Here is a 12,893-nt window from a genome sequence, read left to right on the forward strand (position 1 = left end):
CATCCTTTCATTTAAATTCCCAAATAGCCCGTTGGGAAGGGGACTTGGAGGAAATACTTGAACACGAAGTAAACGACGGCCGTTGTGCTGATTCCAATCACTGCAGCCTTGCGAACCGGATATTTCTCCAGAAATAGCAGCCAGCCGATCACGAACAAGCCAAAGGTTAAGATCATGCCGAACACTTCAAAAGCCGCGATCATCACTAAGGTGGCAATCACCGGAACGATGTGTTTCTTCTCAATTTTGGAAGACGACGGTTCATTCTTGAACACCTCAAGTAAAGCTAATACTGCCGTTAATATCCCTATGATAAACGGCAAAAATCCGCCGCCTGGCCCGTTATTCACCCAAATTTCATTATTAAACCAGCCTTGATAAGCCCAAAAAGCGCCAAATAAAGCAATCGCCGCAGCTACGATTCTTCCCATTCCCGTCCGGCACCTCCTATACTCTATTTCCAACCGCTGATGTGTAAGGAAGCAAAAGGCTTTTGGCAAAGCCCTTCGCTTCCCCGTACGTTACTTGATCGTTCCCGCTTCCTTATGAATTTGGAGATACATCTCTAGCGCCTCTTCAAAATATTTCTTGCTCTCTTCCGCATTCATGTATTCGCTCTTCAAATTAAACTTCTTGATGTAGTTCTCCTGCCACTCCTTGGATTCGCTGACTTTCTTGAAGACTTCCTCCCAATACTTCACCGCTTCCTTAGGCATATCCGGAGGACCCGCAACGGCACGGAATTGAGTTAATTGAATGTCAGGGTAGCCTATTTCTTTAAAATTCGGAATTTTATCTAACGGGCTGGCCAATTTTTCTTCGGATGTCGCAGCCAAAGCTCTAAGCTCTCCCGCCTCAATCTGGGCAATGACTTCATTCGGATTGCTGGAAACCACATCGATATGACCTCCGACTAATGCCGTCATAGCCTCGCCTCCGCTGTTGAACGTCACATATTTCAGCTTGGCTCCGGCATATTTGTTGATCATATGGTAAATCAGAAAGTCCTCTTGTGTGGCTCCGGCTCCACCGATCGTAATCTTCTCCGGATTGGCTTTAGCCGCTTTGACCAAGTCGTCAAACGTCTTGTACGGGCTGTTCGCTTTTACAAGAACCAAAAAGGAATCTACCGCCAGCGTAGCGATCGGGGTCAAGTCTTTCAATGTAACTTGAGCATTATTCACCACCGTGGCCGCCTGTTGACCGGAAACCCATGTCATGAGGGTGTGCGCGTCTCCCTTTTTGCTGAACGTATAAGCGTTGCCTACCGCCCCTGTACCACCGGGCTTGTTGACGACCATAATATTTTTATCTACCAGCTTTTCATTTTTCATGACCTGCGCCAATGTCCGGGCATTGATATCGCTTCCTCCCCCAGGACTGTAGGGTACTACAAATTCAATATCTTTGCTGGGCACAAATCCGGCCGGCGCCGGAGCTGCGCTTCCCGAATTGTTTGCCGCGTTGGAGCCCCCGCCGTTACCAGACGCAGCCGGAGCAGCAGTTTGCTGATTCGAACAGGCAGAGACAAGTGAAACAGCAATAATCGACGACAATAACACACTGATTGGCTTTTTCATAGCATCCAAACTCCCCTTGATTCATTTTTTTGTAATCCCTTTCAAGATAATTCAAACGCAATTCCCGGATTATCGATCAAAAGCGATCAGGAATATTTGAACTCCGGACGCCTTTTTTCCAAGAATGCGGTGACGCCTTCACGGTAATCCTCCGTTTCAAAGGAATCCAATACCAGCTTGGCAATCTCCGGAGTATCCTCCGTTTCTCCCTCCAACACCTTGCCGATAATATACTTGGATCCTCTTACGGCAAACTGTGCGTTTTTACAAATCAACGCCGCATATTCATACGTTTTCTCTACAATTTCCTCTGCGGGATAGATACGGTCAATCAAACCGATCCGAAACGCTTCGTCAGCCTCCAGCAGCCGGCCCGTGTACAAAATATCCTTGGCTTTGGCCGGACCGACCAGCTCCACCACATTTTTTGTCCCCGGCAAATTGTAAACTAAGCCGAGCTTTGCCGGGGTAATGCCGAATTTGCCGTTCGTATCGGAGAAACGAAAATCGCATGCCACGGCAATCTCGCAGCCGCCGCCGACGCAAAAGCCCTGGACCATCGCAATGGTAGGTTTGCTGAGGCGCATGATTTTTTCCTCGGCAATCAATGTCGCCCGGTTATACTTGTCCGCTCCTTCCGCCGTATACCGCAGCGTCTTAAACTCGCTGATATCGGCCCCGGCCGAGAATGCCGTCTCATCCACTCCGCGAAACACAACCACTTTAATCGCCGGGTCCTGCTCGCACTCCTCCATCAAGTTTGCAATGGCAACCCACATCTCGTAATTCAGGCCGTTTCGCTTCTCCGGTCGATTAAAATAAACCGTGGCCACTTCCTTATTTTTCTCCATATAAACGTATTCCGTTGACATATACATCCTCCTCAGGTTAATTAAATGAGTGATTACAATACGACGCCATTCTCCCGCAGCGTTTGTATTTTTTCCTCCTCCAAACCGATCGATTGTAAAATCTCGTCCGTATGTTGACCCAAGGTCGGAGCAGGCATCCGGATTTGTCCGGGGGTCAGCGAAAATTTGGTCGGGATTCCGATCATTTTCATTTTGCCGATGACCGGATGCTCCACTTCCTGTACCATGTCCCGGGCCAGATAGTGAGGATCCTCCATCGCTTCGGCGAAATTATTGATCGGCCCTGACGGAACGCCCGCTTTCTCAAGCTTCTCAAGCCAGTAGGCCGAATCATTGGCAGCCATTACTTCCTCAATCAAGGCTTCCAATTCTTCTACATTATTGATGCGGTTCGTATTGGTCTTAAACCGCGGGTCGGTGATCCATTCCGGTTTGTCGATCACATCGGTGCACAGCTTCTCCCATGTTCGCTGGTTTGCGCAGCCGACCATAATATAACCGCTTCCTGTTTGGACCGACTGATACGGCGCCACAGAACGATGCCTCCAGCCTGAAGGTCCGGGAATTTTGCCGGTAGCAAAATAAGCTGCAGCCTCCCAGGTAAACCACGGCAACCCGATCTCCGCCAGAGAAACATCCACATGCTGTCCCTGGCCTGTTTTTTGCTTATAAATATAAGCCGCCAGAATGGAATAAGCCGCCGTGATTCCCGCTCCGATATCATATACGGCAATTCCTGATTTCATTGGTTTTTTGCCCGGTTCGCCGGTCATGCTCATCAAGCCCGTCATGCCTTGAAGCACCAGGTCGAAGCCGCCCTTATGAGCGTATGGACCCGTTTGGCCGTACCCGGAAATCGAACAATACACAATGCCGGGATTGATTTCCTTCACGGTCTCGTAATCGATTTTTAACGATTGGGTCACCCCTGGGCGGTAATTTTCCACAATGATATCTGCGGTTTTGGCCAATTCATAAAAGATTTGTTTTCCTTCATCGCTTTTCAAATCGAGCGCGATGCTTTTTTTGTTGCGGTTAATTTGGAAGAAGCTTGTCGATTCCCCGTTGATAAAGGGACCCAGCTGGCGGGAATCGTCTCCGCCGGCTTTTTTTTCAACTTTAATGACATCGGCTCCCAAATCCCCCAAAATCATCGTGCAGTGCGGTCCAGCCATAATTTGTGAAATATCCAGAATACGAACTCCTTCTAAAGGAAGCATATTGCAACACTCCTAACCTAGAAAAGTAGTATATTATTTCGAACATTTCGAATATAATATTGAGATAATCTTCCAAAAGGGGATAGAGCCTTTGCCATTCATCAAGCGTAAACTCCCGCTGCAGCTTCATATTATCGGACTAGTGCTTACCGTAGTGCTGCTTATTCTGGTGAGTATCGGCTACCTTTTTAATATGATCATTGTTCGATCGGTAGAAGACGCGGTCGGCGACAGCGCGCTCGATGTCGCCAAAATGATCGCCGAACTGCCGGATGTCAGAGAAGCTCTGGAGCTTGGCGACCCACATGGTTACCTTCAGCCCCGTTCACAGGATTTAAGGGAGAAAACGCAGGCCGGCTTCATTACGATTCTCGATCCCAACGGCATACGCTACACACATAACAATACGGAATTGATCGGTCAACGATTTACCGGCGGCGATGAAGGCCCCGCCCTTGCAGGCGCAGAATATATTTCCAAGGCCGTCGGTATTTCCGGACCGTCGATCCGGGCCTTCGTTCCCGTCAAAAAAGACGGCAAAGTTATTGGCGTCATCGCCGTGGGGATGTTCAACAACAACATCTACAAAATCGTGAATTCGTATTTTATCTCTGTCATCTATTTTCTGTCCATCGCTTTGGCGCTCGGCATTCTTCTCTCCATCCTGCTCGCCAGGAGCATCAAGAAAACGATGTACGGCCTGGAGCCGGATGAAATCGCTAACATTGTCAAGGAACGTGAAGCGCTCTTGGATTGTCTGCATGAAGGAGTCATTGCCGTAGACAAAAACCGCAAGGTTACCTTGATCAATGAAACGGCCCGCAAGATCCTGTCGCTGGACAGCGAGGCGCTTGGCAAGCATGTCACGGAGATCATTCCTTCATCCAGATTAAGCGAAGTCATTGATTCGAAAGAAAAAGAGTACAATACGGAACATACCGTCAACGACGTAACGGTGATTGTCAACCGCGCTCCCATTGTCGTAAACCATGAGGTCGTCGGCGCCGTTTCCACCTTTAGAGATACCACCGAAATGCGAAGCCTTGCGGAAGAGCTGACCGGCGTGAAGCAATACGTGGAAGGACTGCGTGCCAAAACCCACGAATTTATGAACAGGCTTCACACCCTTCACGGTCTGCTGGAGCTGCAGGAATATGAAGAAGCGAAGTCATTCATATTACAAACCACCAACAGTCAGCAAAAGCTGCTGCAATTTTTAGGACGCAAAATCCTGGATCCCAAAACCTCCGCCCTTCTTCTCGGAAAGATCCAACAAGCCGAGGAGCTAAACATCTCGTTAAAAATCGACCCCGGGAGCCATCTGCCGAATTTGCCTGAAGACATTTCCAACAGCATGATCCTGATTCTCGGCAATTTGATTAATAATGCGTTTGATGCCGTTAAAGGTGCCCCTCACGGAGAGATTGAGGTCACCTTGCTCGATCAGCAGGACCAATGGATCATCATGGTGGAGGATAACGGCCACGGCATACCGGAAGACCAGATTCCGTTTATTTTCAACAAGCACTATTCAACCAAAAATTCCGACAGAGGCTATGGACTGTATCTGGTGAAGAACCATATCGATCATGTACTGCATGGAGAGCTGAATGTAACATCCTCTCCGAATCTTGGCACCGTCTTTTGGATCAGCATTCCCAAACGTTGATTGAAATCGCAAAATACAGGAGGGTTCACCTTGTTGCTTAAAGTATTGATTATTGAAGATGATCCAATGGTATCTAGCATCAATCAAAAGTATCTCAACAAAATCGATTGGGTGGAATGTACCGGCAGCGCCAGAAACGGTCAAGAAGCCATGAAACTGATTGTAGAGCTTTCTCCGGATGTGATTCTTCTGGATATCTACATGCCCAACATGAACGGCTTGGAGCTTCTTCGTGAAATTCGCCGCCAGCTCATTGAAGTCGATGTCATTTTGATCACAGCTGCCGATCATCCGCAAATCATCGAAGAATCCATGCGGCTTGGCATTGTAGATTACATCATTAAGCCGTTCGACTTTGAGCGCTTTCGTTCCGCCCTCGAAACATTGAAAAAAAGACATGCGCTCTTCCGTCAGCATACGAACCTGAATCAGCAGCTGCTCGATTCGTTGTACGTTAAATCGGATAAAAAGCAATCAAGCAGTGAAGAAACCCATGTGCCCAAAGGAATTGATCCGATGACACTGCAAATGATCCGCGAAACACTTATCCATTCCGGTCAGCCTTTATCCGCTCAGGACATTGCCGATCAATTGATGGTGTCACGTATAACCACAAGAAAATATTTGGAATATTTGTGTGAAATCGATGAAATTATGCTTGAATTAAAATATTCCAGTAAAGGACGTCCTACCAAGCTTTATGTTTATAACGATTAGTTGTAAGCGGTTACTGAACAGCTGTTAAATGGTCTTCCCTATATCTTCGGCTCTGTCCGACATAGTGCTCGGATACGAACCGGAGCATGCGTAAATCCTCCTCATTCAGTTCCCGGATGATTTTACCGGGAGATCCCATGACCAATACTCCGGCGGGGATTTTTTTCTTTTCTGTAATCATGGTTCCTGCGGCAATCAAGGTTAGTTCTCCGATTTCTACGTGATTCATAACGATGGCCCCCATACCGATCAACGCTCCGTCGCGGATCGTACAGCCATGCAGAATGACGTTGTGTCCGACCGATACGTTGCTGCCGATATTTAGCGGCACTCCGGGGTCGACGTGAAGCGTACAGCCGTCTTGAATATTGGTTTTGTCACCAATCACAATCGGCGCATTGTCTCCACGCAGCACCGAATTGAACCATACACTTGACTCAGCCCCGATCGTAATATCGCCTATTAACTGAGCCCCCGGTGCCACATATGAGGTGGGATGCAGCTGCGGTTTAGCATCACCTAGGGAAAAGATCATCTGTGTGCTTCCTCCTTTTACTTGGCTCAAGACCAGCACCTTTTAATGATAGCGGTTACAAGTTTTATTATAGCGAATGGATCAACGGTTTTGTTTTTTCGTATTCAATGTAAGTTAATACAACTTTTGTAAAGCAATTTTGTAACTTCTGTAACCAAAAGCAAAAATCCGCAGTCCGTCAACCGGCTGCGGATTATTCTGTATACCTGACGCTCAAGACGTTCACCTGCTTACCCTCTTTTCACCGGCGTAAAGATATCGATATATACTTTCCCTTCTCTTTCAATAGGTTCAAACGCATCCATTGGCCGCGGCGGCGGTCCGCCGATATGATTGCCATTGGCGTCAAATTCTTCCCCATGACAGGGGCATCTAAAGTGAAGTAAAGCCTCCCCTTTTTTCTCTTCCTCCGAAGCCAACCCTACCGTACAGCCCAAATGAGAACATACCGGAGACAAAATTTTCATTCTTGGTGAAGGCAGTCTCCACCCCTGCAATACCTAAAACCAGCTTGCCTGTCAAGCCTATAAATCTTTTGGTCTGAGCTTGACCGGTTTTTTACGTTCCATTCTTATCCCCCCTTTAGTTAAGATATGTACTATTAGAAGTGGTGAAGAATTATTGAAACTCGCTAATTCATGAAATGGAATAAAGCCCAGCACCGCTTGTATTTTCAAGGTGATGTTGGGCATTTATCTCAATCTGCCGATGACACTTTAGCTTTTTGCAGCCGCAGCGCGTTAAGAACAACGGATACCGAACTCAAGGCCATCGCCGCACCGGCCACCCATGGTGCCAATAGACCGATCGCTGCAACCGGGATTCCAAGCGTGTTATAAGCAAGCGCCCAGAACAAATTTTGCCGGATGTTGGCCATCGTTTTTCTGCTCATCGCCATGGCGTCGGCAATGCTGTTCAAATCTCCGCGCATCAGGGTCACATCCGCCGCCTCCATAGCCACATCCGTTCCTGTACCGATGGCCATGCCGATGTCCGCAACCGCAAGCGCCGGCGCATCATTGATGCCGTCGCCGACCATAGCCACCTTCCTGCCTTGATCTTGAAGCTTCTTGACCTCCTGCGCCTTCCCTTCCGGCAGCACTTCCGCCAATACCTCATCGATGCCTGCTTGCTTCGCTATGGCTTTAGCCGTACGTTCGTTGTCACCCGTAATCATAATGACCTGAATGCCCATTTGCTTTAGGCGGGCGACGGCCTCTTTAGATGTATCCTTGATCGTATCCGCCACCGCAATAAGTCCGGCATACTGCCGTCCGATAGCGATAAGCATCACCGTTTTGCCGGCCAGCTCCAGCTTTTCCATAGGTTCCACAGCACGTTCGATCGAGACATCGTATTTAGCCATCAGCTTGCGGGTTCCGGCCAGCACTTCTTTGCCTTCGACGACGGCTCGAATTCCGTATCCGGGAATAGCCTCAAATTCACCGGTCAGCGCCAATGAAATGCCTTGGGCTGCAATCCCGGACACAATGGCCTCGGCCAGCGGATGCTCGGAATTTTTCTCGGCGGATCCAACCAGCTTCAAAAAAGTCGTTTCATCTATATCAACGGGAATCACATCCGTGAGCTCCGGTTTGCCTTTGGTCACGGTACCCGTTTTATCCAACACGATGGTTTCGATCCGGTGTGTTAACTCCAGGTGCTCCCCGCCCTTGAACAGTATCCCCAGCTCCGCTGCACGACCGGAACCGGCCATAATGGAAGTAGGCGTAGCGAGCCCAAGCGCACATGGACAGGCAATCACCAGCACCGCAATGGCTTTTTCCAAAGCTCCGGCAACATGGCCCGGTTCAGCCCATATATACCATACGGCAAACGTAATGAGGGCAATTCCAACCACGATCGGTACAAAAATACCGGAAATGACGTCCGCCACCCGCTGAATAGGCGCCTTTGAGCCCTGCGCTGTCTCCACTACTTTAATGATTTGTGCAAGCGCCGTTTCCTTGCCGACTCGGGTTGCTTTGATTTGAAGCATCCCGTTTTTGTTCATCGTGGCTCCGATCACGCGGTCCCCAGTTCTTTTTTCAACAGGGATGCTTTCACCGGTCAGCATTGATTCATCTACGGACGACACGCCTTCGAGCACTTCACCGTCCACCGGTATTTTCTCGCCGGGCTTCACCAACAAGATGTCGCCAGCGAGCACTTCCTCTACAGGGATATGGATCTCCTGCCCGTTTCTGACGACCAAAGCCGTCTTGGCCTGCAGTCCCATAAGCGATTTAATCGCTTCCGACGTCCGTCCTTTAGCCAATGTTTCAAACAGCTTTCCGAGAATAACCAACGTGATCAGCACAGCGCTGGTCTCATAATACATGGCCGGGGCGTGGTGTCCGCCAGGGGCGTTTGCCGCCCAATCGATCGTCAAATACAAGCTGTAAAAGTAAGCCGCGGAGGTGCCTAACGCGATAAGCACATCCATATTGGCGCTTTTATTTTTCAGCGCTTTAAACGCACCGACATAAAACGGTTTAGCGATGATGAACTGAACCGGCGTTGCCAACGCTAATTGAAACCATGGATTCATGAAAACCTCAGGCATCCAAATCCATGAAGTAAACGAAAAGTGAGTGACCATCGCCCAAAGCAGCGGAAAGGACAAAATGGCGGAAATACGCAGAGTCGCCTTCTGCCGCGCCAGTTCTTTCTGACGTCGCGTGTCGGTATCCGCCTCCTCCTGCTTCGGGACAGCCTTATAGCCGAGCTTCTCGACCTTCTGCTGCATATCCGCAATGGATACTTCAAGCGGATTAAACTCGACATGAGCCGTTTCCATTGCAAAATTGACCGCGGCTTTGGAGACACCCTCCAGTTTATTTAACCCTTTTTCAATTCGATTGGCGCAAGCGGCACAGGTCATTCCTTCCAATTGCAGCTCCGCCATTTCCTTCGCCGTGTCATATCCAAGCTTACGGATGCTTTGCTCCATTTGATGAATATCGACTTTTTGCGGGTCATAAGAAACAGTGGCTCTCTCTAAGGCAAAGTTGACATTCGCTTCCTCGATGCCTTCGATTTTATTCAAGCCCTTTTCAATTCGATTGGCGCAAGCGGCACAGGTCATTCCTGTGATTTGTATAGAGGTTTGCTTTGTTCCGGCATTTGCAGAACCCATAGTAAACACCCTCTTTCATTAACCTTTCACAGCCTTTCAAACCTATCCCTTATTGGACCGAATATCCCTGGTCCTCAATGGCTTCTTTCACTTTCTCCAAGCTTATTCGGGTTTCATCATATTCAACGGACACCATGCCTTCCGCCAGATCCACCTTTCCTTCCGCACCCAATTCCCTGAGCGCTCCTTCAACGGAATTCACGCAATGTCCGCAGGACATGCCTTGCACTTTTAATGTGATATGAGTCATAACTCATTTCTCCTTTTTTCATCAATTGGCTTTGCAGGTGTTCTGCTTGTGATTTAGTATACCCCCCTATGGTATATTTGTCAACGCACTTTTGTTTTTATTTACCGTTCCCATTGAATGTATGAATCATACTCCGCAAAAAAGGAACCCCTGAGGGCTCCTCTGTGATCAGCGTTATTTTGTTGTGTCCAGCGAATTACTCCGGTGTCCAAACAGGCGTGCTGGTAAACAGGCCGTTCACAAATCCAAGCTCGTACATCATAAACAAGCCGAAGCCGATACTAAACACAGCGGTCGTTATGCCCAAGCCCCGGTTGAGAAATCGAATGTTTTTGGAATAAATATACGGAAGACCCAATAAAACAGTGACCAGCATCATTCCCGCTACCGTACCCAATCCAAAAAGCAGCAAATAAATAAACGCAAGCTTCTGATTGGTGATCGCATTTAGCACGAGCAATGCCACTGCTGCAGATCCGGCCATACCGTGGATGAAACCGACAACTAAGGGCCGGATCCAGCCAGGCGGCTTAACTTTGTGCTCAGCCGCTGAGCCGGAATCGTTTCCATGGAGATGTCCATGAAACAAAAACTTTCTCAAGCTCCATATTCCCAAAATAACAATCATGACGCCGACACTAAACTCCATGGACAGCCCGAGTCTTGGAGAAATCGTGAACTGCAAATAAATAATAGCCGAACCGATGATCAGAATCGTTAACGTATGCCCGAATCCCCAGATCATTCCGATCTTGGAGGCCAGGGATAGTTTCTTCTGCTGACTGACAATGGTCGTTACTGCCACCACATGATCCGCATCCGTCGAATGCTTCATGCCTAGTAAAAAACCTAAAAATAATACCGTTAACCACTCCAAGCTTTCCCACTCCTTATGTATAATACATGCCGAAGAGAAATCGTAACACAATTTATAATTAATGTAACACAAATCCATAAATAAAAGAAGCCTTTTCTCTGGAATAAGTTATTATGTTTCATTGCTCTGTAGTTCGTTTAAGTTACTTTTGAAACTACATATTGTAGTCAAAAAGGAGGATGAATATGAACCCGCAAACGATTCCTCAAGATCTTCAGCAATGTATCGATGCTTGTCTGGAATGTATGAAAGCATGTGAACGATGCTTCACCGCCTGTTTACAAGAGCCCGACGTTCAAGTACGAGTACATTGCATCACTATGGTCCGGGAATGTGCCGATCTCTGTTCACTCGCTTCACAGCATATGGCCCGCAACAGCATGAATATGAAACAAATTTGCGAATTATGCGCGAGCGTATGCGAGCATTGTGCGGAGCACTGCGGTAAATTTCAAGATGAGCATTGTAAACTATGCGCCCAGATGTGCAGAAAGTGTGCTGAAGCCTGCCGTAAGATGATCGCCTAAATAAACCTGACGCCCTAAAAAATCCCGATTGGATTACGCGATGTAATCCCACCGGGATTTTTTAGACGGGTTTATGAGCATCCGCCCAGTACGATACTTGGCATAATGAGGACAATAAACATGGAAATGACCGTAGGCCTGAATTCAAAGAAAGGAATATGCACCGATTTGTCCGGATTTAGCACCTGATGAAGCCTGTAGTTGATCGCCGTATCAGCAAATGATACGCCGACTCCCGGACGGGTGACCGTTCGAATCGTCGAAAGTCTCAACAAAACATTTCCTAAGTCATATTCAGTACCGGTCTTGGTCATGACGAAACGATCGGCCAGCACTTCCTTTAACGCTTTGTAATAATGATGGAACGCTTTAAACATCGGGACATACCCCAAGCTATCCATAAGTAAAGTGGATAGAAAGATTTTGAGCGGATCACGGTATATGCAGTGGTATCGTTCATGCTGCAGGATGACCTCCAGCTCTTTGGCCGGGAAAGAAGTAAGCACCGCTGATGATACAATGATCCGCGGACGGATAAGCCCCATGGTCAAAGCGGTAAATGACGCATCGTTTATCACAAGAAACTTCACGTTCCAATGACGATACTTGTAATTCAGTTTTTTTGTAAGCTTCATGTGCAGTTTTTCCGCAAAAATACGTTCCCATTTCACGGATAAATACCACTGCTTTAAGACCCTCCATAACATTCTTGTTACGGTGTACAAGATAACCAGAAAGAACAGCAGTCTGGTAGCCGTATGGCCAATGGAGCTTTCGTTCACCACGGAAAGGCAATACTGGAACAAATTCCAATCTAATTCCACATTCCATAGCTCATGAGCTATGAAAAGCCCCATTTGCGATAATAAAAGAAAACTGAACAAGAAGATAAATCCTATGATCGCTGCAGGCTTCCATTTCGTTTCCATGGCCTTCATGTCCGTTTCCTGCTCTGCAGGTCATTTAATTTCTCTTGAAGCTTGACCAGCAGCTGTGGGTCCGCATCTTCCAGCGCTTCCACCATATGATTTACCACAAGATCTCCATATTCGTGGATAAGTCCTTCCGTTACCGCTTTGGTTTGCTCCGCAATAAACTGTTCTTTGGTCTGCACTGTCGTGTAACGGGAAACTTTTCCTTTGCCGCGGCCAAGAGCTTGTTTTTTGAGATGTCCCTTTTCAATTAACCGGTTCATTACGGTCATAACGGCATTAAATGTGATAGGGTGCTCTTCATTTACGATGGACTGCACCTCTTTTACCGATAATCCTTCGGAGGACCATAATAATTCCATAATTTTGGCTTCAAGAGGACCAAAAAAATGATTCAGCCCTTCTTCATTTACATTATATTTTTTGACTCTCATCGGCTTCTCCCATCCCTTCACACTACAAATCGTAGAATATTATCCCCAGGGAAGTCAACTTCTATTTAAAAGGGCATAGGAGTCAATACATACAAACAAAACATGATGTACCCTCCTAGCAAATGATGTCTAATCTTGATA

Annotated in this window: 14 protein-coding genes; 3 read left to right on the forward strand and 11 right to left on the reverse strand. The window is 47.5% G+C overall.

From position 1 onward, the window contains the following. Window positions 1-11: 11 nt before the first annotated feature. From ACZYR9_RS10495 to ACZYR9_RS10510, 4 genes are all read right to left on the reverse strand, one after another. The gene (locus ACZYR9_RS10495) at window positions 12-431 is read right to left on the reverse strand and encodes a tripartite tricarboxylate transporter TctB family protein (RefSeq protein WP_488978432.1); all 420 of its coding nucleotides are present in this window, start codon (window positions 429-431) and stop codon (window positions 12-14) included. Window positions 432-521: 90 nt separating this feature from the next. Next, on the reverse strand, window positions 522-1,580 hold the full coding sequence (locus tag ACZYR9_RS10500; RefSeq protein ID WP_488978433.1) for a Bug family tripartite tricarboxylate transporter substrate binding protein: 1,059 nt from the start codon (window positions 1,578-1,580) through the stop codon (window positions 522-524). Window positions 1,581-1,666: 86 nt separating this feature from the next. After that, on the reverse strand, window positions 1,667-2,452 hold the full coding sequence (locus ACZYR9_RS10505) for an enoyl-CoA hydratase-related protein (protein WP_488978434.1): 786 nt from the start codon (window positions 2,450-2,452) through the stop codon (window positions 1,667-1,669). Between the two features lie 32 nt (window positions 2,453-2,484). After that, window positions 2,485-3,672: a CaiB/BaiF CoA transferase family protein gene (locus ACZYR9_RS10510; RefSeq protein WP_488978435.1), complete on the reverse strand. Its 1,188-nt coding sequence runs from the start codon at window positions 3,670-3,672 to the stop codon at window positions 2,485-2,487. Window positions 3,673-3,763: 91 nt separating this feature from the next. Here ACZYR9_RS10510 and ACZYR9_RS10515 point away from each other — a divergent pair, with 91 nt between their 5' ends. Together ACZYR9_RS10515 and ACZYR9_RS10520 are read left to right on the forward strand one after the other, a co-directional pair. Next, complete coding sequence (locus tag ACZYR9_RS10515) at window positions 3,764-5,341, forward strand: ATP-binding protein (RefSeq protein ID WP_488978436.1); 1,578 nt, start codon at window positions 3,764-3,766, stop codon at window positions 5,339-5,341. 30 nt (window positions 5,342-5,371) lie between these two features. After that, complete coding sequence (locus ACZYR9_RS10520) at window positions 5,372-6,058, forward strand: response regulator (protein ID WP_488978437.1); 687 nt, start codon at window positions 5,372-5,374, stop codon at window positions 6,056-6,058. A 10-nt stretch (window positions 6,059-6,068) separates the two neighbouring features. Here the strand turns inward: ACZYR9_RS10520 and ACZYR9_RS10525 are convergent, their stop codons facing one another. The 5 genes from ACZYR9_RS10525 to ACZYR9_RS10545 form a co-directional block, all read right to left on the reverse strand. Continuing rightward, on the reverse strand, window positions 6,069-6,593 hold the full coding sequence (locus tag ACZYR9_RS10525) for a gamma carbonic anhydrase family protein (protein WP_488978438.1): 525 nt from the start codon (window positions 6,591-6,593) through the stop codon (window positions 6,069-6,071). A gap of 230 nt (window positions 6,594-6,823) precedes the next feature. Then, a complete protein-coding gene (locus tag ACZYR9_RS10530; protein WP_488978439.1) occupies window positions 6,824-7,090 on the reverse strand; it encodes a QcrA and Rieske domain-containing protein in 267 nt (88 codons plus the stop codon). A 200-nt stretch (window positions 7,091-7,290) separates the two neighbouring features. Beyond that, window positions 7,291-9,732, reverse strand: coding sequence for a heavy metal translocating P-type ATPase (locus tag ACZYR9_RS10535; RefSeq protein WP_488978440.1), 2,442 nt, complete (start codon window positions 9,730-9,732; stop codon window positions 7,291-7,293). A 49-nt stretch (window positions 9,733-9,781) separates the two neighbouring features. Next, window positions 9,782-9,982, reverse strand: coding sequence for a cation transporter (locus tag ACZYR9_RS10540; protein WP_488978441.1), 201 nt, complete (start codon window positions 9,980-9,982; stop codon window positions 9,782-9,784). Window positions 9,983-10,178: 196 nt separating this feature from the next. Next, complete coding sequence (locus tag ACZYR9_RS10545; RefSeq protein ID WP_488978442.1) at window positions 10,179-10,859, reverse strand: urease accessory protein UreH; 681 nt, start codon at window positions 10,857-10,859, stop codon at window positions 10,179-10,181. Between the two features lie 179 nt (window positions 10,860-11,038). On the opposite strand from ACZYR9_RS10545, the gene ACZYR9_RS10550 reads away from it, so the two are divergent. Then, window positions 11,039-11,386 carry a four-helix bundle copper-binding protein gene (locus ACZYR9_RS10550; RefSeq protein WP_488978443.1) on the forward strand — a complete coding sequence of 116 codons (348 nt, stop codon included), beginning with the start codon at window positions 11,039-11,041 and terminating at the stop codon, window positions 11,384-11,386. Window positions 11,387-11,457: 71 nt separating this feature from the next. On the opposite strand, the gene ACZYR9_RS10555 is transcribed toward ACZYR9_RS10550, so the two are convergent. Together ACZYR9_RS10555 and ACZYR9_RS10560 are read right to left on the reverse strand one after the other, a co-directional pair. Beyond that, window positions 11,458-12,324, reverse strand: a complete 867-nt coding sequence (locus ACZYR9_RS10555) for a M56 family metallopeptidase (protein ID WP_488978444.1) — start codon at window positions 12,322-12,324, stop codon at window positions 11,458-11,460. Further along, window positions 12,321-12,752, reverse strand: a complete 432-nt coding sequence (locus ACZYR9_RS10560) for a BlaI/MecI/CopY family transcriptional regulator (RefSeq protein ID WP_488978445.1) — start codon at window positions 12,750-12,752, stop codon at window positions 12,321-12,323. The genes ACZYR9_RS10555 and ACZYR9_RS10560 overlap by 4 nt, the downstream gene beginning before the upstream one ends. Window positions 12,753-12,893 lie beyond the last annotated feature (141 nt).

It is taken from the genome of Paenibacillus sp. F024 (genome assembly GCF_057814255.1).